23 protein-coding genes are annotated in these 20166 nt (G+C 32.9%); 6 read left to right on the top strand and 17 right to left on the bottom strand.

Annotation, left to right across the window (positions count from 1 at the left end; all coding sequences use genetic code 11):
- Nucleotides 1-517 precede the first annotated feature (517 nt).
- The 7 genes from ACQH1W_RS01240 to ACQH1W_RS01210 all read right to left on the bottom strand — a co-directional run bounded on the left by ACQH1W_RS01240 (nt 518) and on the right by ACQH1W_RS01210 (nt 4853).
- Nucleotides 518-1045 carry a GNAT family N-acetyltransferase gene (locus ACQH1W_RS01240; protein WP_375332449.1) on the bottom strand — a complete coding sequence of 176 codons (528 nt, stop codon included), beginning with the start codon at nt 1043-1045 and terminating at the stop codon, nt 518-520.
- A 3-nt stretch (nt 1046-1048) separates the two neighbouring features.
- A complete protein-coding gene (locus tag ACQH1W_RS01235) occupies nt 1049-1600 on the bottom strand; it encodes a GNAT family N-acetyltransferase (RefSeq protein WP_341762447.1) in 552 nt (183 codons plus the stop codon).
- A 25-nt stretch (nt 1601-1625) separates the two neighbouring features.
- Nucleotides 1626-2264 (bottom strand): class I SAM-dependent methyltransferase, encoded by a 639-nt coding sequence (locus tag ACQH1W_RS01230; protein ID WP_341762448.1) that lies wholly within the window; start codon nt 2262-2264, stop codon nt 1626-1628.
- Entirely contained in the window at nt 2261-2542 is a 282-nt protein-coding gene (locus ACQH1W_RS01225; protein WP_341762449.1) for a GNAT family N-acetyltransferase, read from the bottom strand. Before ACQH1W_RS01225 ends, ACQH1W_RS01230 begins: the two co-directional genes overlap by 4 nt.
- Before the next feature lie 325 nt (nt 2543-2867).
- Nucleotides 2868-3425 carry a histidine phosphatase family protein gene (locus ACQH1W_RS01220; RefSeq protein ID WP_341762450.1) on the bottom strand — a complete coding sequence of 186 codons (558 nt, stop codon included), beginning with the start codon at nt 3423-3425 and terminating at the stop codon, nt 2868-2870.
- Nucleotides 3422-4033, bottom strand: a complete 612-nt coding sequence (locus tag ACQH1W_RS01215; RefSeq protein WP_375332450.1) for a chloramphenicol phosphotransferase CPT family protein — start codon at nt 4031-4033, stop codon at nt 3422-3424. Before ACQH1W_RS01215 ends, ACQH1W_RS01220 begins: the two co-directional genes overlap by 4 nt.
- A complete protein-coding gene (locus tag ACQH1W_RS01210) occupies nt 4026-4853 on the bottom strand; it encodes a YgfZ/GcvT domain-containing protein (protein WP_375332451.1) in 828 nt (275 codons plus the stop codon). Before ACQH1W_RS01210 ends, ACQH1W_RS01215 begins: the two co-directional genes overlap by 8 nt.
- Before the next feature lie 133 nt (nt 4854-4986).
- Here ACQH1W_RS01210 and ACQH1W_RS01205 point away from each other — a divergent pair, with 133 nt between their 5' ends.
- Nucleotides 4987-5790 (top strand): RMD1 family protein, encoded by an 804-nt coding sequence (locus ACQH1W_RS01205; protein WP_375332452.1) that lies wholly within the window; start codon nt 4987-4989, stop codon nt 5788-5790.
- 21 nt (nt 5791-5811) lie between these two features.
- Here ACQH1W_RS01205 and der read toward each other — a convergent pair whose 3' ends face one another.
- A complete protein-coding gene (gene der / locus ACQH1W_RS01200; RefSeq protein ID WP_375333220.1) occupies nt 5812-7161 on the bottom strand; it encodes a ribosome biogenesis GTPase Der in 1350 nt (449 codons plus the stop codon).
- Nucleotides 7162-7556: 395 nt separating this feature from the next.
- On the opposite strand from der, the gene phaZ reads away from it, so the two are divergent.
- Complete coding sequence (gene phaZ, locus ACQH1W_RS01195; RefSeq protein ID WP_425361081.1) at nt 7557-8801, top strand: polyhydroxyalkanoate depolymerase; 1245 nt, start codon at nt 7557-7559, stop codon at nt 8799-8801.
- A 52-nt stretch (nt 8802-8853) separates the two neighbouring features.
- On the opposite strand, the gene ACQH1W_RS01190 is transcribed toward phaZ, so the two are convergent.
- Nucleotides 8854-9405, bottom strand: a complete 552-nt coding sequence (locus ACQH1W_RS01190) for a helix-turn-helix domain-containing protein (protein ID WP_341762455.1) — start codon at nt 9403-9405, stop codon at nt 8854-8856.
- 652 nt (nt 9406-10057) lie between these two features.
- Here ACQH1W_RS01190 and ACQH1W_RS01185 point away from each other — a divergent pair.
- Nucleotides 10058-10408: a hypothetical protein gene (locus ACQH1W_RS01185; RefSeq protein WP_341762456.1), complete on the top strand. Its 351-nt coding sequence runs from the start codon at nt 10058-10060 to the stop codon at nt 10406-10408.
- Between the two features lie 58 nt (nt 10409-10466).
- Here ACQH1W_RS01185 and clpP read toward each other — a convergent pair whose 3' ends face one another.
- From clpP to ACQH1W_RS01160, 5 genes are all read right to left on the bottom strand, one after another.
- On the bottom strand, nt 10467-11069 hold the full coding sequence (gene clpP / locus ACQH1W_RS01180) for an ATP-dependent Clp endopeptidase proteolytic subunit ClpP (protein ID WP_341762457.1): 603 nt from the start codon (nt 11067-11069) through the stop codon (nt 10467-10469).
- 253 nt (nt 11070-11322) lie between these two features.
- Nucleotides 11323-12294: an SPFH domain-containing protein gene (locus ACQH1W_RS01175; RefSeq protein WP_341748025.1), complete on the bottom strand. Its 972-nt coding sequence runs from the start codon at nt 12292-12294 to the stop codon at nt 11323-11325.
- 85 nt (nt 12295-12379) lie between these two features.
- Nucleotides 12380-13393 carry an efflux RND transporter periplasmic adaptor subunit gene (locus ACQH1W_RS01170; protein WP_375332454.1) on the bottom strand — a complete coding sequence of 338 codons (1014 nt, stop codon included), beginning with the start codon at nt 13391-13393 and terminating at the stop codon, nt 12380-12382.
- Nucleotides 13369-14130, bottom strand: a complete 762-nt coding sequence (locus ACQH1W_RS01165) for a DUF2608 domain-containing protein (RefSeq protein ID WP_375332455.1) — start codon at nt 14128-14130, stop codon at nt 13369-13371. Before ACQH1W_RS01165 ends, ACQH1W_RS01170 begins: the two co-directional genes overlap by 25 nt.
- Entirely contained in the window at nt 14127-14891 is a 765-nt protein-coding gene (locus ACQH1W_RS01160; RefSeq protein ID WP_375332456.1) for an alpha/beta hydrolase, read from the bottom strand. Before ACQH1W_RS01160 ends, ACQH1W_RS01165 begins: the two co-directional genes overlap by 4 nt.
- A 24-nt stretch (nt 14892-14915) precedes the next feature.
- On the opposite strand from ACQH1W_RS01160, the gene ACQH1W_RS01155 reads away from it, so the two are divergent.
- The 3 genes from ACQH1W_RS01155 (at nt 14916) to acpS (ending at nt 17021) form a co-directional block, all read left to right on the top strand.
- Nucleotides 14916-16082: a glycosyltransferase family 4 protein gene (locus ACQH1W_RS01155; RefSeq protein WP_341762461.1), complete on the top strand. Its 1167-nt coding sequence runs from the start codon at nt 14916-14918 to the stop codon at nt 16080-16082.
- 166 nt (nt 16083-16248) lie between these two features.
- A complete protein-coding gene (gene rpoZ / locus ACQH1W_RS01150) occupies nt 16249-16641 on the top strand; it encodes a DNA-directed RNA polymerase subunit omega (RefSeq protein ID WP_341762462.1) in 393 nt (130 codons plus the stop codon).
- Nucleotides 16638-17021: a holo-ACP synthase gene (gene acpS / locus ACQH1W_RS01145; RefSeq protein ID WP_341762463.1), complete on the top strand. Its 384-nt coding sequence runs from the start codon at nt 16638-16640 to the stop codon at nt 17019-17021. Before rpoZ ends, acpS begins: the two co-directional genes overlap by 4 nt.
- Here the strand turns inward: acpS and sucD are convergent.
- From sucD to ACQH1W_RS01130, 3 genes are all read right to left on the bottom strand, one after another.
- Nucleotides 17018-17896: a succinate--CoA ligase subunit alpha gene (sucD, locus tag ACQH1W_RS01140; RefSeq protein WP_375332457.1), complete on the bottom strand. Its 879-nt coding sequence runs from the start codon at nt 17894-17896 to the stop codon at nt 17018-17020. The genes acpS and sucD overlap by 4 nt on opposite strands.
- A gap of 28 nt (nt 17897-17924) precedes the next feature.
- Nucleotides 17925-19085: an ADP-forming succinate--CoA ligase subunit beta gene (sucC, locus tag ACQH1W_RS01135; protein WP_342278398.1), complete on the bottom strand. Its 1161-nt coding sequence runs from the start codon at nt 19083-19085 to the stop codon at nt 17925-17927.
- 171 nt (nt 19086-19256) lie between these two features.
- Entirely contained in the window at nt 19257-20093 is an 837-nt protein-coding gene (locus tag ACQH1W_RS01130; RefSeq protein ID WP_375332459.1) for a DMT family transporter, read from the bottom strand.
- Nucleotides 20094-20166: the final 73 nt, after the last annotated feature.

Genomic DNA, 20166 nt, shown 5'->3' with positions numbered 1-20166 from the left:
GTTTTTTTTAATTTTCAACAGTTGTGGTGTCATTCCCACGTAGTTACGTGAATTTATCGAAACAATCAGATTTGAGACGGCTCTGCATCTGATTGTTAAATTAATATTTTGCTAAAAACATGATTTTAATCTTTTAAAATCATGTTTTTAGCTTTAGAAAGGTTTAAAATGCACTCGCAAAACCGCTTTAAGAATGCATTTTTCCTTATATTAAAGTCAGTAATATTCGTGCCTTAAGATAACCTTGAGTTAAAATAAAGGCTTTAAATAGTTCATTATAATAAAATTCATAATAAACACAACTGATTTCCATTGTTTTAAGTTAGATTTGGGGAGTATACCCATAATGATTTGAAGAATGGAAACAACAAACAAGAGGCGGGCGAACGCAAGTATTACCATTTAATACGTGAATCCATGATATTAAAAAAATAATTATTTAAAGCAGCAGAGTATTACGAAAAAACTCACAAGACTGATCAAACTACAGCTAAAGTAACATGATTCATTCCTGTAATCACATAATTCTTCCCACATACCATTCAGAAGCTACAGTTAAGCCCATGCTTTTAAGGAAATTACGTTTGGGTTCGTCATATACACCACAAACGACAAGAAACTGAGCAGCATTTTTAGTTTTTGCGAGTTCCTTGATTTCCTTAATCAATTTCTGACCAATAGAATTCCAATCGTGTTTACTTTCCACACAAAAATCATCGATCATAAGCGTTAGTCCACCCGGGTTATAGACTTTTGGTGCTAACATTAATCTACCGATGATGAAACCTAATACTTTTTCTTTGTAAACTGCAGCCAACATAATGTGATCGTCTAACCTCAATAATTCTTTGAACCATTGCTTTTGAGATTCCTCGGATTCAGGACCAGCATATTTCCAGAACTGTGGTTGAGCTTTTTCATAAGCACGACGCTTTTTATATGACAGAGCGACAAATGATGAAATGTCAGTAGTTTCAGCAAGCCGGATTAAAATATTTTCCTGAAACTTTACTGTATTCTTTATTTTGGTATTAATTTGTACCATTGATTACAATCGCTTTACTAAAAAATGTGTTTTGCGTCCAGCAAATACCCCCTCTCCTTCCATAATAAAATCATCGATATATTTAAATCCCACCTTTTCATAAACATGTCTAGCCCTTGGATTTGTAACATCTGGATCGATAAAAAAAGTATCAGCTTGGCTATCATAACTACTTCTAATAAAATCAATAAATACTTCTAAAGTCTTTGCCCCTAATCCTTTGCCAAAATAAGCTATATTACCAATGGTATAATCCATGCTATAGGTGTGACCATGTTTTGAAAGATAAGCTTTTTTCAGTAGTGGTATAGAATATTCCTGCTTTTCTTGTAGTGTCATGACCAAGCAATAAGGTTCGTTATAGATACACCCAATCCAATATGTGTATAGACCATCTGCGTAGCTTGAAGGCTTTATACGACCGTTGATGAAATTTAAAATATCATCTTTATGTTCTTGGCTATTATCCCAAAACTCCTGAACATGGGGTTCTTTTAACCAGTTAAAAATAGTGTCTTTATGACTTAAGTTAGCTTTTTCAAAATGAATATTCATAACATGTCCTGTAACAAGGTTTATCTTATTTTTTCTTGGCTATAACTTCATAATAATGATCAATTTTCCTATCCTCTTTTGGTGTAATCTTCACTTCTTTAAAACTAATAATGTTAAACTCTTTAAAAAGATCAATTGTTTGCTCTTTTGTATGAAAAGTCATATTTTTCTTATCCTCCTTCCAAAAAGCTACAATTTCGGGATCAAAAGTGTTCCCAACAAAATAACCACCTGAATCAATCTTATTTACAATATTACTCCAAAATTTTTTAAAATATTCAGGTTTACAAAACGGTACAGAAAAGCTAGCAACTATGATGTCTACATTTGGTAATTCTTGAGAATCTAACTCTTCAAAAGAAGATATTAAAGTTTTAAAATGATCTTTATATTTAACAATTTCTGGATATTTAATAAGCATAAAATCAAAAGCCATTTTTTGCTTGTCTATTGCAATAACATTGAAGCCTTTTTCTAATAACAAAAATGTTTCATGTCCTACTCCTGCCCCTAAATCAATGGCTGTACCTCGCATTTTTTGATTATCTACTAATTCAACTTTTTTAAAGAATTCAACAACAAACTCTCTTGCTGGTTTATGAAATTTTTCTTTGTAATAAGCCTCCCATGCATTTGGCTTTAAAAGAGATTTTGATTCACTCATTCAATTTCTTTCCTTAAATATAGTTTTGCCATCAGACCATCATTCTGATCACCAAGGCTTTTATAAAACTCATGACTTCCATCCTTGGCACGCCTAAGACCAGAGGTTAAATCAACGATGCTTGGACTAGACTGTTGTGCAACATTCTCTACAAAATCCATCAATCTTTTTCCAATAGCTTGACCTCGGTAACATTCATCAACCACAACTCCTTCAATATGAAATCTTGTTTTATCTGATATAAAAAGTTGAGATTTAGACCATGCAACCCACCCCACAATTTGGGATTCTAAACATGCTACAGCAACGCCATAACCATCTTTTTTGTGAATCTTTGAAATCTTGCTTTTAATTCCTCCTCTGATACCTTATATACTCAAATGATCCTACGAATTGGATTTGAAAATGAATAGTGAGCAGGCGTAGCGTACATATAGTATAGTTACGCATGCGAATCCATGATATTTTCAAAAAACAATTCTTCAAAGCAGAAGAGTATACCCAAGTTGTTCCATGAGAGGTAACATGCAAGAGATGTCCTCCATTGCACAGTAACGAATTTTGATATTACTTATAAATCTCCTCCTCACAACTAACCTGAGGTTAACTTAGTTCACATATAGACCATGATTGACTCTGTCCGATTGGTGGACTGTGAAAAATAGCAGAACAATTTTTAAGATGTATAATTGGCCATCCTAAAAGTCTTTGGATAGCATAATAAACTCCACCATGTGCAACAATTAAAACTGGCTCTTGAAAGCTGAGCGTACTATTTAAAGCACACAAAACTCTCTTGTCAAAATCATTTACATATTCTGCTCCTTGGTGAGTATTGCCATCTCGCCATCTTTTCCAAATATTATCATCAACGGATTGACCTTCATATTCACCCCAGCAACATTCTGCTAACTCCGGGACAATTGTAATATCAACCTTTAGCTTTTCATTGACGATCTCAGCAGTCCTGTATGCTCTTATAAGCGGGCTTGTGACAATATGCTTTATATCCTTTTTTCCAAGAATATGAGAAGCTTCCCGTGCTTGGTTTTCTCCAGTTTGATTGAGAGGAATATCCTGTGAACCCATGTAAACATGCTGTCTATTCCAATCTGTTTCACCATGACGTAAAAAATAAAAAGGTTTTAAGGGAAGCGTCATAACTGTAATCTCTCATGCATAGTCATAAAACCTTGTGGCATAGGATTCTCCTCTACAAAAGCTAGAATTTGCTTGGCAATCTCAAAAGGTGACTTGCTCGTGGTATCAACTGTTAAATCATATTCTCGCAGGCTACCTGCGTGGACTCTATCTATTTGGTCATTCGATAAACCTATAGCACGATCACAGCGTAAAATTTCTCGCTCCTGCATCACTGAAAGATCACAAAAAACTCCGACAAAATAGACAATATACTCTTTCAAAACTTTTATATAAGATTTGAGGCAAGCATCTTCAAATAAGACTTCATCAATGATAAGGTTATTATTACGACTTGCAAGTAGATTGGCAAAATCCGGCATGAGACCAAAGAGCTGCTCACCCTTTGGCTTAGTTTCAACACGCATGGTTGGACCACGATCATTTATCCCCGGAACAAAGGTAAAATATCTAGCATCAGGTTTATCATCAGGTGAATGTGGCAACATACTAATAAAAGTATCTATACCAAAAGTAAGCCAAGAATCCTTACTTAAATACTGTATTGCTTTTGCGATAGATGTTTTACCAGCAGAACCACATCCATTTAAAAATATAATTTTACTCATATGTACAGCTCCTCCAAGGTGGAACAACCAAAGAAACAGGTAAGTTTTTTACAGTAATAGCTGTATTTTGTAATGAATAATAATCATCCTCTCTAATTAAAGCTATTGCCATGTTCTGATAAATCGAACATATTGTACCAATTTTTATATTATTGGCAATAATCTCATCATCTTTTGCTATATCTGAACTGCCTGTATTAATGGAATCTATGTTAACGGATAATTTAAATATTTTTTTCCTTACTACTCCTTGGTATTTTGTTCTTGAAATAACTTCCTGTCCAATATAGCAACCTTTGGTATAACTTACAGCGTTTAATTCCTCACAGCCATATTCGACCGGAATGGATCTGTTGAAAATTAGATCCTCATACCCATCAACTATGGCAAAATTATATTTATCTTGCAGGTATAGTCCTGCTGTTCCTGCAGTTATTGGTACATCTTTACTAACAATGGAACGGAAACCGAGTTGATCATAACGAGGGTCTTTGTATCCATTAAATTCCAGCTGTTGTTTTGAGTAAATAACCTGATAGATGTTAGTTAAGTCATTCACTTCAATTTTAGCACGTAATTTATACCGCACTAAGTGATTTTTAAATAAATCAGACTGATTAACATTTATATCAATAAAAAGCCTTGTTGCTGATAGTTTTAATACAAAAAAATCAAATAAATACCTTCCTTGATTACTTAGAGCATAACTATAACAATAATTATTATTTTTTATATCATTAGTTGTCAAATTATGCAAAAAATTCATTGCATCATCACCAGCAACTTCAATAATTGCTCTATTTGTTAATATTTCATGCATAATTACCAACTATGATATTTTAATTGACTTTATAACTTTTATAACTACTATATTATACTGATGCAACAGTTGTTTGCTATAAATTATTTATTATATGAGATGTGCTTCCTACTGTACGACTTCTGAATATAAGATGAATGACTTAGTAATAAATCTCAATAAGATTGGTCTTGAACCTAAACACTTCGATGATGTACTATATATTCAAAAAGAACAAGTAAAAAACTTAAACCCTATAGATGTTTTCTTTTTCCCATTTGGCTGTGTTACTATATGGGGAGCTGAAGAAAGCCAAGAAAAAATGATTCTAGAAGACATAGCAGCTCTGCAAGCTAATCAAACTGACGAGATAATGTCTGACTTTATCTATTTTGATTATGATAAAACTACTGGTAAAACCTTTATAGATGAAGAAAAAAACCAAATCATTCTAGCAGATAAATCAACTTTTATAAAATTATCTATATCGCATGCTTTAGCTCAGTCAGTTAAGCTTAGTGTACTAGAAAAATCAGTAAGTAATTTAATTGTAAAAACAACGCCAATTCAACAAGAACTAGCCAGCACTGGCAGTGTATCACTTTCAAAAAAGGAAATATCTCAACAAATTGGCATATTATTTAACGAACGATATTCTATTAATTTACACAGCGATATACTAGATACTCCTGAATTTTTTTGGCGTCGTCCTAGTTATGAACCTTTATACTTAATGACTGCAGAGTTTCAAGATATTCAAATTCGTCAGGATATTCTTAACCATCGACTGAACATGATCCATGAACTCTACAATATTTTGTCAAATGACTTAAACTATAAACACTCAACTAGACTTGAATGGATCATTATAATATTAATTACCATAGAAGTAGTACTATCCCTTATTCACGATAAACTCTTTTTCAAAATAATTGGTTATCTTCTGAATAAAATTTAATTGACTCTACTCACATTAGACCTATGACTTTACATATGGATTCTCAGTTTTAGTATAAGTAAATCTTATTGGCACACCGGGTAAATTAAAAGCTTCCCGCAAGTTATTTACAAGGTATCTAGTATAACTATCCGTGATTTTCTCAGGATTATTAGAGAATAGTTTAAAAGTTGGTGGGCGAGTTTTTGTTTGGGTCATATATTTAATTCTAACACGTCTACCACCTTTTTGTAAGGGCAGTGGATGTTGCTCGAGTGCAAAACCCAACCAATTATTCAGTTTACTGGTAGCAATTTTTTTATTCCATAAAGTATAAATTTTTATAGCCTCATCTAGTACCATATTAATATTCTGCTTTTTTAAGGCTGATATGAATATTATCGGTACTCCTTTAACTTGCGGTAGATTGGTTTCCATCTTATAAAGAAATTCTTCCTTAAATTTATCTTTATTTTTCCCTTCAATTAAATCCCACTTATTAACTACTATGAGCAGGCTTCTGCCTTGATCTATAACATAACTGGCAATATTCAAATCTTGTTGCTCCAAATTCGTTCGTGCATCAACCATCAGAATAACAGTATTAGCAAACTTAATACTATTAATAGTATCAGAAGCTGATAATTTTTCTAAGGACTTGTTAATAGCTCCCTTTTTTCTTAGACCAGCCGTATCAATTAATTTAAATTTATTATCATTATATAGCCAATCAATTTCTATAGATTCCCTTGTTATACCTGCTTCAGGCCCTGTTAACAATCTTTCATTATTAATAATACTATTAATAAACGTAGATTTTCCTGCATTTGGTCTACCACTCACCACTATTTGTATATAGTCAGCCTTTATTGGGTCGATTAATTCTTCCTCTAGTGCCTCATCCCCTAATTTCTCAGTTATTGCATCGTGTAAATCTGCCATACCAACACCATGTTCTGCAGAAATTGGCACTACATTATCAAAACCAAGCTTGTAGTATTCTTTAGCAAAATCAAACCGTCTTTCACATTTATTGACAATCAACACAGATTTTTTATCATATTTTCTGATAAAATTAGCAAAAAACTTATCTTCCGGTAATACGCCATCCTTACCATCCACCATAAGGCATAGCAAGTCTGCTTCTAGAATGGCTTCTACAGTCTGTTGCATCATTCTATATTCTAATTTCGCACATTCTGCTTCTTCTAAACCAGGAGTATCAATTACCGTAAAATCAAATGGACCAATTTGGGCATCAGCGTATTTTCGATCACGTGTTACCCCAGGGCGGTCATGCACGATAGCCTTTTTCCTGATAGCCAAACGATTAAAGAGCGTAGACTTCCCTACATTGGGTCTACCAATAATCGCCACAATTTTTTTATGCATCACCTTTATATTATCATAATAATTCATTAGCACTAATACCCAAATACGCGAATTCGGGATAAGAATTTGTCAATTCTTATCCCAAATTCGGTAAAATTATAGAAACAATCAGATTTGAGACGGCTCTGCATCTGATTGTTAAATTAATATTTTGCTAAAAACATGATTTTAATCTTTTAAAATCATGTTTTTAGCTTTAGAAAGGTTTAAAATGCATTCGCAAAACCGCTTTAAGAATGCATTTTTCCTTATATTAAAGCCAATTAGGGATAAGAATTAACTAATTCTTATCCCTAATTGGGGTAAATCATTTGAATATTGCACTATTTGAGTATATTATTAACACTTAATTATATAAAATTAAAGTATAAATAGACTTCTAAAGGACAAATATTATGCATAATGGCAGTTCTAATAATCTTTATTATGCACTAGAAGGCTTTAAAACTATGCTTATTCCAATGCGAGCAAACATAGAAATTTTAGAACAGTGGTTTAAAAATAGTAATAATCCTATAAAAGATAGCGGCTACACTCACGTTATGTTAGCATATTTGACGCTTGCTGAAAGGATGACTAGAACATACAAGAAACCAAAATTTAACATTAATGAATGTATTATTGATGGTACGTCTTATGTTGTTAAAGAAAAAACAGTTGCTACTAAAACATTTTGTCAATTAAAGCATTTTAGCAAAATTGGTATTAAGCAAGAAATGCCAAAGTTATTAATAATCGCTCCACTGTCAGGACACCATGCTACCTTACTTAGGGACACTGTAACTGAAATGCTCCCCTACGCAGATGTATATATTACAGATTGGCTTGATGCAAGCACTATACCTAATCAACTTGGTAAATTTAACTTAGATGATTTTATAGACTACTTAATTGAGTTTATGACGCTTCTAGGACCAAATCTGCACACTATGGCAGTATGCCAACCAACAGTCCCCCTTCTAGCTGCCATTAGTATAATGTCTGCCAATAATGATGTAAATGTGCCAAGGTCAATGATTCTGATAGGTGGACCTATTGATGCAAGGCTTAATCCTACAGATGTTGACTTGTTTGCAATCCATAAAAGCATGCAATGGTTTTGCCAAATGATGATTACATCCGTCCCCTTTAACTATCCTGGTTACGGAAGAAATTTCTATCTAGGGTTTTTACAACTTATGGGTTTTATCAGTTTAAATATTCCTCGGCATATTAATTCGCATTTGGATTTACTACAAAATTTGCTAGATGGCAACCTTGAAAAAGCTAATCATACCATAAAATTTTATGATGAATATTTAGCCACTATGGATATAACATCGGAATTCTATCTCCAAACAATACAAGAAGTATTTAAAAATTTTGCTCTTGCCAAAGATGAATTTGTCTCAAAAAATCGTAAAGTTCATTTAAAAAATATAACAAATTGTGCTTTACTAGGTATCGAAGGCGAAAATGACGATATAGCTGCAGTTGGACAAACTAAAACTGCATTAGATTTGTGTTCCGGTATTCCTATGACAATGAAAAAATATCATTTACAAAAGGGAGTTGGGCATTACGGCTTATTTAGTGGTAGCAAATTTAAACAGTTTATTGTACCGATAATTAGGGATTTTATATATAGTTACCCAAATTGAATTAGGTTTTGTTGCCAAAAATGACAGGGTAATTTAAAAAATCACAGGTTAGCTATAAATTATTCAGATCAGGATCACTATTAAAGTTTTGTTCAGGAAATTTAGCATTGTCAGTATCTTTAGCAGGAGAAATTCTACCAACCATTTCATCTAATGACATTTGAAAATGATCCGCTAGGGCTACTATAATTTGACTATTTAAATTTTTTTGTTCTCGGCTTCCGTTAATAAAATTATGAATTGAATAATTAAATCCAATTTCTTTTCCTAAAATATAAAAATTTATATCTTGCTTAACAACTTTATCTTTTAAGAATTTTTTTAAGTTATTATTAATATCATCTAGTGATAAATCCTTAAATCTTCCTTTTACTTGTAATAATGGAATATATTCACTTCTGCCAACAACTTCATCTATAGAACAGTCAAAGTAGTTAGCTATTTTCAGTATAGTATGCATTTGGGGATTAGACCTTAATCCATTCATAATACTAGTAATATTATTATAAGGAATCCCACTACCCTCAGAGAAATCTCTTCTTTTTAATTTGAGTATTTCAAATTTTAATCCTAAAAATTTTTGTATTTCTTTAACAAGAGTCATATCTAAGAATTCATGGATTAAGTAAAAATAAAAAATATATCAACTGTTGACACATTTTTTCTTGACAACCCCAAATAACTATAATAAACTCTCAAAAATAGGATGAGACCAAAAAAAAGAGGTCAGTAACTACTGACTATTTTTTTAAAACCAAAATACACATTTTGGTTTAGCTATCCGATTAGTATTTAGCCATATAAATTGGCGTCATTGCGAGAAGCTACTTTAGTAGCGACGAAGCAATCTAGAAAAATTAAATTTGGATTGCTTCGTCGTGCTTACGCACTCCTCGCAATGACGGAGTAATGCTAATCAGATTAGCTATAAATCTCAAACTAAAAAAGCCAGTATAACACTTAAGCTCCACTCTTAAATAAAGCTCAAGTATTATATTGAATATTATAGCTAACTGGTAAGTACTGAAAAGTTTCACAGGCTCAAAAGTACTTACTAGTAGAATTAATCAAATAGCATCAAATGCTATTTAAATAACAACCCTTTTATTGAAGTACACTATGATTATATACAAATTTCTTAGCCAAATCAACCCCCTTTATTTTTACAGTCCTATAGCAGCAATCAATCAGCCAAGCTTATCTAACGAAAGGCTATAGCAAACAAGCACAATCCTAGGCAACAAAGGAAGTAACATATGAATTACCAAATATTGACCTTGGCTATTTTAGCATTCAGCATAATCATCGGACAGATACTCTTAATCCTCCTCTCAATCAAATTGCTTAATAACATCAGATTAACCTATAGCGAGATCGAGGTTATTTGCAAGGATTTCTCTAACATCTACATCAAAGCACAAAATGAAATAGCAGCTCTATATCAAAAGACCACAGAGCTAGCTAACAGTACAGTTAAGAAAGAACATCACATATTGTATGCTACCTTTCAGTTAGAAGATATAAATCTGCATCTTAAAATACTACTTGATGAGTTTAAAGTATTTGCTAGATATAATACTACGTCACAAACCAAGAAACAAAAATAATCCTGCCCCCTGCCCCTGCATTTCGGTGCGGAATCCATAACATCTAACAGCCTTTAAACTATTTTCTTACTAAGATTTTTGCTCTATCGGTGATGATTTCATCAACAAGTCCAAAAGATTTAGCTACTTCAGGATCCATGAAATTATCACGTTCCATACTTTTTTCAATAGAATCTAGTTCTTGCCCTGTATGCTTGACATATAAGTTATTGAGCATTCTTTTTAATTTCATGGTTTCTTTAGCATGAATTTCTATATCTGTAGCTTGCCCTTGGTAACCACCTGACGGTTGATGGATCATTATACGACTATGTGGCAAGGAATAACGCATACCTTTCTCACCAGCAGTAAGCAACAAAGAACCCGCGGAACAAGCCTGCCCTATACAAAGAGTAGAAATTTTAGGTTTAATATATTGCATAGTATCATAAATTGCCAAGCCAGAAGTCACAACACCACCAGGAGAGTTAATATACATAAAAATATCTTTTTCTGGATTTTCTGCCTCTAAGAATAGTAATTGTGCAACCACCACATTGGCCATATAATCTTCAATTTGACCACAAACAAAAACGATGCGTTCCTTTAATAACCTAGAATAGATATCATAGGCTCTTTCCCCTCTAGGGGTTTGTTCAATTACTATAGGCACGTACGTCATTAAATTTTCTCCTAAATTTATTGTAACCTACCCCAATTCGGGATAAGAATTAGTTAATTCTTATCCCGAATTGGCTTTAATATAAGGAAAAATGCATTCTTAAAGCGGTTTTGCGAATGCATTTTAAATATTTCTAAAGCCTATGCGTTCGCTCGCTAATAGACGATTTTTTAACTTTCAACAGTTGTAGTTGACATCCGAAGGTGCTTAGAATAATAATTATTTTTATGTCGAATTCAAGTTAAATAAGTAATTACTCACTAGCACTCGTTTGTTTCTTCATAGAAGATTCCTTAGATAATTTTTTATTGCTCACTGATTTTAGCTGATCAAAAATGCTTAAAGCTTGAGTTATAAAACTTCCTGGTTCAGAAAGATTTGCCGGAAGAATTACTGTATTACTATCTTTGGCTAACTCACCAAAAGCATTTATATATTGTTCAGCAATTTTTAAAGATACTGCATCATTACCCCCAGACTTTTGAATAGATGCGGCAATAACTTCAATACTTTTAGCAGTAGCCATTGCTACTAATCCTATTGCCTCAGCTTCACCTTTAGCTCTATTTACTTGGTCAGTATAGGAAGCTTCAGAATTTAATACCACTTGAGCCTTCTCACCTTCTGCATGGTTTATTTTTGCTTGTCTATTGCCTTCTGAATCCAAAATTTGAGCTCGTTTCTGACGTTCTGCTGCAACTTGTAATTCCATCGCTTTAAGTATTGTTTGTGGTGGCTGAATATCTTTAATTTCATAACGCATACATTGTATCCCCCAATTCATTGCAGCTTGGTTAATAGCAGATACAATAGCGATGTTTAACGTTTCTCGTTCTTCAAAAGTCCTATCTAATGGTAATTTACCTATTTCTGAACGCATGGTGGTCTGTGCAAGCTGTGTGATAGCATAATATGGACTATTAACACCATAAGATGCAGCGACTGGATCAACAATTTTTACATATAAAACACCATCTATTAATAACGTAACATTATCATTTGAAATGGCTGTTTGAGCAGTAACATCAATAGCTTCTTCCTTCAGGGTGTGTTTATAGGCTACTCTCTGAATCACTGGTATCAAAATATTCAATCCGGGCTGCAAAACCCTATCAAATTTTCCAAACTTTTCTACAACCCATGCTTGTTGTTGTGGTACAACCTTAACCATCTGTACAATAATAAGAATTGCCACGATACTACAAACTAATAATATATATTCCATTTTAATCCTCTGTTAATTTAATCTTAGTTCGGTGACATCGTTCGCAGTTGATGCTTAACAATATAACTTGTTACATGAATTCAGGTTAATCTAACAATTTGACGACGTTACCATCATAAATCTTAGTAATCCCTTCCAATACCACCATATCTCCCTCCTTAATTTCGTTTGAGATAATCTCTGTAAAACCATTTAAACTAGTACCAAGTTTAACATAAAGTTGTTGTACCTTATTGTCATTGACTTTATATACAAAATACTCACCTTTATTATTACTCTGTACCGATTGATTAGGCACAGCTAAATTCCTATGTTTGTTAAGAATTAGATCTATATTTACATAGCTTCCATGCACAATATTACTATTAGAATCAACGATAATTTTAGCACTTATAGTACCATTATCTGAAACATATTGTGAGATTTCAGCAATTTTTCCATTAATTAATCCACCCTTATTATCGGTTATCACTAAATTAGTAGATTCTGATACCTGATTATAAAGCCCCTCAGGTAGCTCTATTAAAATATTATTAGTAGTAGAATTTTGAGCAATAATGCTAAAAAGATAATCTCCTTGTTTTATCTTATCCCCTATTTTGGATTTTATTATACCAATATATCCATCAAATGGAGCTATAAGAACCATATCGTTGTAACTATTCATTGCTTTAGCAAAAGCAAGCCTAGCTTCTTCTAACTCGCTGCTAGATTTTTCTAGCACATCACTACTAATATATTTTTTGGCAAGTAATTCCTTGTTACGGCTATAAGAAGCCATGGCTTTTCTTAAAGAGACTTCCGCTTGTGACTTAATTGACATAGCTAAATCTTGGTCAATAATAAGCAAAACATCACCTTGATGGATCTTACCTCCTTGGGAAGTAGATACTAAATCAAGTCTACCAGAAACATTTGCATAATAATCACGGCTCATACCACTCTTACATTGTCCTATAACGCTGAAAACATTATATAAATCAGCCATTTGTACTTTAGTAGCTTTTACCCCAATAGTTTCTTGTTCTTCAGCTATAGCATAGCAAGAAGTAATGCATATACATAAAAAAATAATTATAGTTTTAAATCTGTTATCCAACGATGTTCCTTCTCTAAAATCTCAAAACGAATTTTTTCACTTTTTTCATCTAGTTCTGTTTCCGGGATCAAAGAAGCTCCATCAAATTCAAAACCATAAAAATTAATCTGTAATTTGCTACATATTTTTGCCACTGACTCAATATTTTCTAAAATATCGTCCACAAATATTATTGTTTTAGGATAGTAGTTTTTTTTATGTAAAATATTCTCTAATACTGCACCTTTATCAACATCGGCTGTCAGAATCACCCCTTCTTTCATCATTGGTACACCACCCCCCATATGTAATTCATCAATTAATATTTCCTCTTTTATCGGAGTAGATTTCATAAAATCTATATTTATCCCTTTAAGCTCTGTAAGACGCCAATTGGTAAAATCCTCAATAACACCAAATTTCCCTGTATATAATTTGGTCAGAGCAGCAGTTGGGATTTGCATCTTCCATAATCTACCTAGTATATCAGTTATATTATAGTCCACTAAGCGAATAGTACGATTTTTTAAAATAATACTGTAAAAAAGATGCCTTTCTTCTCTCGTAAGACGGTTTTTGCTTTCAGCACGCCACTGCCGTCTATAAGGATGAGTTAAGCGATATTCATCTTGATCCATGATAAGTACGTCATCTACATCAAAAAGCACCAAGCTATCTTGATCTAACTTATCTATTACTTCCGATATTTTCAAAAAATCGGAAACTTTAGTTGTTTTAGCAAATATATGTTTATTCATAGTTCTAATGATAAGTTTATTATTTCTTCCAAAGAATTAGCTATTATAGCTAAATCTGATTCTCGTACAAGAGTATGAACTCCGTCTTTTATTAATTTCACCACTACCATATCACTAGTAATCTTTTCTACAAGGTTATTTGAGATGGTATAAGGTACGTCCTCATCTAGCATCCCGTGAATTAAATGAATAGCCCCCTTAAGTTTAATACTATTTGCATTTAGTAACAAGTGATTTCTAGCTTCGAGTATTAATTGATAACTTATTGGATATTTATCGTTGCAATTACGCCCACCAACCTCAAGGTATTTTTGTTGTTGCATTTGTGTTTTTTGCATTTCAGTTAAGTTTTGCCAAATAGTTTCTGTAAAATCTAGGGCAGGAGCAATACAAACAAGACCACAAACTTTACTAGGAAATTTTATAGCAGCAAGAATGGCTAACCAACCACCAATGCTAGAGCCTATGATAATAGCTGGTTGCACTACAAGTTTATTTAAAACTAGTTCAACCCCTGTAAGCCAAGATCCAATCGTTTCATCTAGAAATCTACCTGATGATTCTCCATGACCAAAATTATCAAATGTGATAAAATTATAATCACGTTTTTTACAGTAATTCTCAAGAAATATAGCCTTCTTACCATTCATACCCGACATCAAGCCATGTAAAAAAATTACCAATGGCATATTTTTTTTGCTACTTTTATGATGATTGTAAGTGATAAATCTTTTCTTTTCTGTATTATATATTTTATGCATTTAAATTAATTATGTAAAAGATTAATGATTTCATCAGATTCACCCAAACGATATCATAAACCTACCATTTTGCAAGTAGTTCCAGCTTTATTCTCTGGTGGAGTAGAGCGAGGAACAATTGAAGTGGCTAAAATGTTAAAAAAAGTTAATTATAATGTTATTGTAGTTTCATCTGGTGGTTCATTAGTTGAAGAATTAGTAGCGGCAGAAGTGCCACATATTTTTATGAATAGTGCTACTAAAAATCCTTTAACAATATGGAAAAACGCAAGAATTCTGTCAGAAATAATTAAGGAATATAACGTAGATATAGTGCATGCAAGATCTAGAGCTCCAGCTTGGAGTTGTTATATGGCCGCAAAGGCTACAGGCGCTAAATTCTTAACAACATTCCACGGAGTCTACAACATCTCGAATCCTTTCAAACATTTTTATAATAGCGTCATGGTCAAAGGCGAAAAGATCATAGCTGTGTCTAATTTTGTAAAACATCATATATTAATTAATTATCAAATCCTAGAAGATCAAATTGTTGTAATATATCGAGGGGTAGATTATAATTATTTTGATCCAAAGAATGTTACAGAAGAAAAGTTACTAAAACATAAAAAGAAATATGGTATATCTAACAATACTCCTATAATATTGTTACCATCAAGAATGACCAGTTGGAAGGGGCATCTTACCCTTGTTGAAGCACTTGGCAAATTAAAACATCTAGATTTCTACTGTCTAATGGTTGGAGATTTATCCAAACATCCCAATTTTACCAATCGAGTAAAATCTCTTATAAACTTGTTGAAGCTACAAAGTAAAATTCAAATTTTTGGTAATGAATCTGATATGCTCAGCCTTTACGGTGTTTCAGATATAGTAATATCTACTTCAATTGAACCAGAAGCATTTGGTCGAACTATAACTGAAGGACAATCAATGGAAAAGCTAGTAATTGCTACAAATATAGGTGGAGCTATTGAAACAATATTAGATAAAAAAACTGGATTTCATGTCAAACCAAACGATGCTGTTGATTTAGCAGAAAAAATCGAACATTGCTTATCTATACTTAAAACCAATGAAGGTAAAAAAATACAACAAGCAGCAAGAAAAGCAGTAATCGATAATTTTTCCCTTGATTTAATGCTTAGTAAAACCTTAGATATATATAAAAAAATGCTCAAAAAAACATAATATTTTCCCCAGTTCTTTGTAGTGTCCTTACATCTTTCCACCTGCATCTATGATTTTTAAACTACCATAGAGAAGCAATGAAAATTCTATTCTTGAAATCTACTAATTATACTTTATACTGATCCGTTATTGTATATATATCTTATAAAATTAAAAAGAGAGTATTATGGCTAGGATAACGATTGAAGATTGTGTTGGAAAAATTCACGATAGATTTAAGCTTGTAGCTTTAGCTGCTCAAAGAGCAAATGATATAAATTCTGGTAGTAAAATGACTATTAATAACGTGAAAGGCGATAAGGCAACTGTACTGGCATTACGTGAAATAGCTGCTGGTCATATAACGATTCCAGCCCTAAAGGCACAATTATTAAAACGTCTTCGAACAAAAAGCAGAATCGATCCTATTGATGAAGAAAATACTGATGCTTCCCTTGATACTGCTGTAGAAGAGTTTGATTATTTACCAAGCGGCTCAGATCTTTGTGTTACTGAAGACTACTCTGACTTAGATGATCAAATATTTGATGATAATGTTAGTAATGATGAACAAAAATGATTATTGGTGTTGGTACAGATATAGTACAAATTCCAAGAATAGAACGTATCTTAAAGCTATATGACCAGCGTTTTGTAAACATAATTCTTTCTAAAACGGAAATACAAAAGCTAAATTCTCTAAGCAAAGACCAATATGGTTGCTTTTTGGCAAAAAGGTTTGCTGCGAAAGAGGCAGTTAGCAAAGCCCTTGGTATCGGAATGGGGCGTGGTTTACGATTTAAAGACATATCTGTACTAAATGATGCCTTAGGAAAGCCCTTTGTCCAAATTTGTCACCCTGAAAATCCAAACAAATTTGGACAAATCAAAATCCACTTGTCCATTTCAGACGATTACCCAATTTCTGTAGCTTTTGCAGTCATTACCTCTAAGGTTTAAAGCTTTTTTAATAATTCAAACATAGTTTTACCAATATCAGCTGGCGATCTAGTGATAGTAACACCTGCACTTTGCAACGCCTCCAACTTATCTTCAGCTGAACCCTGTCCATTAGAAATAATTGCACCAGCATGCCCCATTCTTTTACCTTCAGGAGCAGTAACACCAGCAATGAAAGTAACTATTGGTTTTTTAATCTTTGAGCTTTTTATTAATTCAGCAGCCTTTTCCTCAGCATCCCCTCCTATTTCACCAATCATAATAATTGATTCTGTTTCATCATCTTGCAAAAACATTTCAATACAATCAACAAAATCGGTGCCATTAACTGGATCTCCACCAATACCAATACAGGTAGATTGACCAAGACCAACAGCTGTAGTCTGTGCTACTGCTTCATAAGTCAAAGTACCGGACCGGGATATAATTCCTACCCTGCCTCTCTTATGAATATAACCAGGCATTATGCCGATTTTACATTCATCAGGAGTAATAATGCCAGGACAATTTGGTCCAATTAATCTAGTTTTTGATCCGATTAATGCCCTTTTGACCTTTATCATATCAAGTATCGGTATTCCCTCTGTAATACACACTACCAAACTAATTCCTGCATCTATAGCTTCCAAAATTGAATCAGCAGCAAAAGGTGGTGGAACATAAATAACGCTAGCAGTAGCCTTAGTTTTTGCAACTGCCTCATGTACTGTATTATATACAGGTAGATCTAGATGAGTATTTCCACCTTTTCCAGGAGTTACCCCTCCTACCACTTTAGTACCATAACTGATTGCCTGCTCAGAATGAAAAGTCCCTTGAGAGCCAGTAAAACCTTGGCAAATTACTTTTGTATTTTTATCAACTAATATTGACATATATGCATTTTCCGTATTTTTATATGAATTATTTTACTGCATCGACGATCTTAACAGCAGCATCACCTAAATCATTTGCAGCAATTATTTTTAAACCAGAATTTGCTAAAATATTTTTACCTAATTCAAAATTGGTACCAGCTAAACGTACAACCAGTGGAACTGTAATGCCAATCTCTTTCACTGCAGCAATAATGCCTTCGGCTATTATATCACAACGCATTATACCACCAAAAATATTAACTAAAACCCCTTGTACATGTGAATCTGATAAAATTATTTTTAGTGCTTCCGTTACTTTCTCACGATCAGCCCCACCACCAACATCTAAAAAGTTTGCCGGTTCAGCACCATAAAGTTTGATAATATCCATTGTAGCCATAGCTAGCCCAGCCCCATTCACCATACAACCAATAGTACCATCCATCTTAACATAACTAAGACCAAGGCTAGCTGCTTTTATTTCAAGAGCATCTTCTTCATCATCATCCCGCATATTTAAAATATCAGGATGTTTAAATAGTCCATTATCATCAAAGTTAATCTTGGCATCAAGTGCCAATAAACTACCATCAGCTTTTGTTATTAATGGATTAATTTCAATTTGGTTAGCATCAGTTGCTATAAAAGCTTGATAGGTTGATTCAACAATTTTCATCATTTGTTTTGCCTGCTCATTCTTAAAACCAAGCTTGTATGCCATTCTACGACAATGAAATGGCTGTATGCCTGTTGCAGGATCAACTGATACTTTAATAATTTTCTCTGGAGTATTATGAGCAACTTCTTCTATATCTACCCCACCTTCAGTAGAAGCTATAAAAGTTACCTTGCTATTACTACGATCAAAAACGGCACTAAAATAATATTCTTTTAAAATATCACACCCAGATTCAACATAGAGATAGCGAACCTTTTGCCCAATAGCTGACGTCTGATGAGTTACTAAGTTAATGCCAAACATTGCGTGTGCTGCTTTCTTTGCCTCTTCTTTAGTTCTTACAACTTTTACACCCCCAGCTTTTCCCCTACCACCTGCGTGGATTTGGGCTTTAACCACATATATTTCTGCTTCTAAACCATCAATTAGCCTATCGATATCTTCTTTTTGCAATATTACAACTCCTGTAGAAGTAGGTATACCATATTGCCTCAAAATCATCTTTGCTTGGTATTCATGAATATTCATTTTTATAATTCTTTAAATAATTTAATCCTAGGCTCTTATACTACAAATGTTGCCAATTTGTAAAGCTTCATTTACTACTTGTTAGACGTTAATAGTCTTGGGGATATCTAAAATTCACCAATGTTATCACTGCAAAAGCATAAGATATATTCATCTTACTCTACTTTTTGCTTACGATTTTTGTCTCCTAGATATATATGCTCCACTTGAGATTATTATTATTGCTCCAATAATTGAAAAACTATCTGGTATTTCCCGCCATATAACTACACTTAAAATTAAAGAAAATACAACGCTGCTATAAGCTAGTATACTCATTTCAGTAGCTAAACCAATTTCTAATCCCTTATTTAATAATATTTGGTGTAACAGCATCAACAGAGCGTTGATTAATAGCAATATCCAATCCTTTGAAGAAACTTGTGTTATATTAAAATCCACTAAAAATGGTAACATAATAAGAGAGGAAATCCAAAAATAATACACTAATACTCTATCTGATGTCTCTGTTTTTAGTAAGTTGTGTAATGATATAATAGTTAATGCCATAAATATTCCGCTAAGTAATCCAAAAATGGCTCCTGAATTTATAATTTCTACTGATGGCTTCAGTATTAATAAACAGCCAATAAAGCCAATTATTGCTAAAAATAATAGATCATTTTTGATAGATTTATCAATAAAAATACCCGTTATTAGTAGTACCCAAATGGGAGACAGATTTGTAAGTGTACTAACATTGAAAAGAGACAAGTAATTTACTGCTGAAAACATGCAATACCAATATGCTGTCCCCAATAATCCCCTTGTAATTAATGCACAATATCGCTGTGATACTATTAATTGACCACGAGACCTAATAACTTTTGGTAAAAAAAAGATAGCACAAAGAAAGAATTGTAAAAATACAACTAGAGAAATAGGTATACTACTATTAAGAGATTTTACTATACTAGCTTTCATTGCTCCAAGTCCAAATGAACTTAAGATATATAATGTTGCTTTCATAGTGGTTCTACTTCATCACTTCTATTGAATTGACAACTGGGGTTATACAAATAATCCTACTTCAATTGGAGCG

This window comes from Candidatus Tisiphia endosymbiont of Stenodema calcarata (assembly GCF_964030695.1).
Classification (GTDB): Bacteria; Pseudomonadota; Alphaproteobacteria; order Rickettsiales; family Rickettsiaceae; genus Tisiphia.
Note: the sequence above shows the minus strand (reverse complement) of the source record. Positions and strands in the feature narration are given on the sequence as shown.

Bases quoted from the DNA above. Each gene is read 5' to 3' on its own strand.
- ACQH1W_RS01240 (WP_375332449.1), bottom strand. From the start codon at position 1,045: ATGGTACAAATTAATACCAAAATAAAGAATACAGTAAAGTTTCAGGAA.
- ACQH1W_RS01235 (WP_341762447.1), bottom strand. From the start codon at position 1,600: ATGAATATTCATTTTGAAAAAGCTAACTTAAGTCATAAAGACACTATT.
- ACQH1W_RS01230 (WP_341762448.1), bottom strand. From the start codon at position 2,264: ATGAGTGAATCAAAATCTCTTTTAAAGCCAAATGCATGGGAGGCTTAT.
- ACQH1W_RS01220 (WP_341762450.1), bottom strand. From the start codon at position 3,425: ATGACGCTTCCCTTAAAACCTTTTTATTTTTTACGTCATGGTGAAACA.
- ACQH1W_RS01215 (WP_375332450.1), bottom strand. From the start codon at position 4,033: ATGAGTAAAATTATATTTTTAAATGGATGTGGTTCTGCTGGTAAAACA.
- ACQH1W_RS01210 (WP_375332451.1), bottom strand. From the start codon at position 4,853: ATGCATGAAATATTAACAAATAGAGCAATTATTGAAGTTGCTGGTGAT.
- ACQH1W_RS01205 (WP_375332452.1), top strand. From the start codon at position 4,987: ATGAATGACTTAGTAATAAATCTCAATAAGATTGGTCTTGAACCTAAA.
- der (WP_375333220.1), bottom strand. From the start codon at position 7,161: ATGCATAAAAAAATTGTGGCGATTATTGGTAGACCCAATGTAGGGAAG.
- phaZ (WP_425361081.1), top strand. From the start codon at position 7,557: ATGCATAATGGCAGTTCTAATAATCTTTATTATGCACTAGAAGGCTTT.
- ACQH1W_RS01190 (WP_341762455.1), bottom strand. From the start codon at position 9,405: ATGACTCTTGTTAAAGAAATACAAAAATTTTTAGGATTAAAATTTGAA.
- ACQH1W_RS01185 (WP_341762456.1), top strand. From the start codon at position 10,058: ATGAATTACCAAATATTGACCTTGGCTATTTTAGCATTCAGCATAATC.
- clpP (WP_341762457.1), bottom strand. From the start codon at position 11,069: ATGACGTACGTGCCTATAGTAATTGAACAAACCCCTAGAGGGGAAAGA.
- ACQH1W_RS01175 (WP_341748025.1), bottom strand. From the start codon at position 12,294: ATGGAATATATATTATTAGTTTGTAGTATCGTGGCAATTCTTATTATT.
- ACQH1W_RS01165 (WP_375332455.1), bottom strand. From the start codon at position 14,130: ATGAATAAACATATATTTGCTAAAACAACTAAAGTTTCCGATTTTTTG.
- ACQH1W_RS01160 (WP_375332456.1), bottom strand. From the start codon at position 14,891: ATGCATAAAATATATAATACAGAAAAGAAAAGATTTATCACTTACAAT.
- ACQH1W_RS01155 (WP_341762461.1), top strand. From the start codon at position 14,916: ATGATTTCATCAGATTCACCCAAACGATATCATAAACCTACCATTTTG.
- rpoZ (WP_341762462.1), top strand. From the start codon at position 16,249: ATGGCTAGGATAACGATTGAAGATTGTGTTGGAAAAATTCACGATAGA.
- acpS (WP_341762463.1), top strand. From the start codon at position 16,638: ATGATTATTGGTGTTGGTACAGATATAGTACAAATTCCAAGAATAGAA.
- sucD (WP_375332457.1), bottom strand. From the start codon at position 17,896: ATGTCAATATTAGTTGATAAAAATACAAAAGTAATTTGCCAAGGTTTT.
- sucC (WP_342278398.1), bottom strand. From the start codon at position 19,085: ATGAATATTCATGAATACCAAGCAAAGATGATTTTGAGGCAATATGGT.
- ACQH1W_RS01130 (WP_375332459.1), bottom strand. From the start codon at position 20,093: ATGAAAGCAACATTATATATCTTAAGTTCATTTGGACTTGGAGCAATG.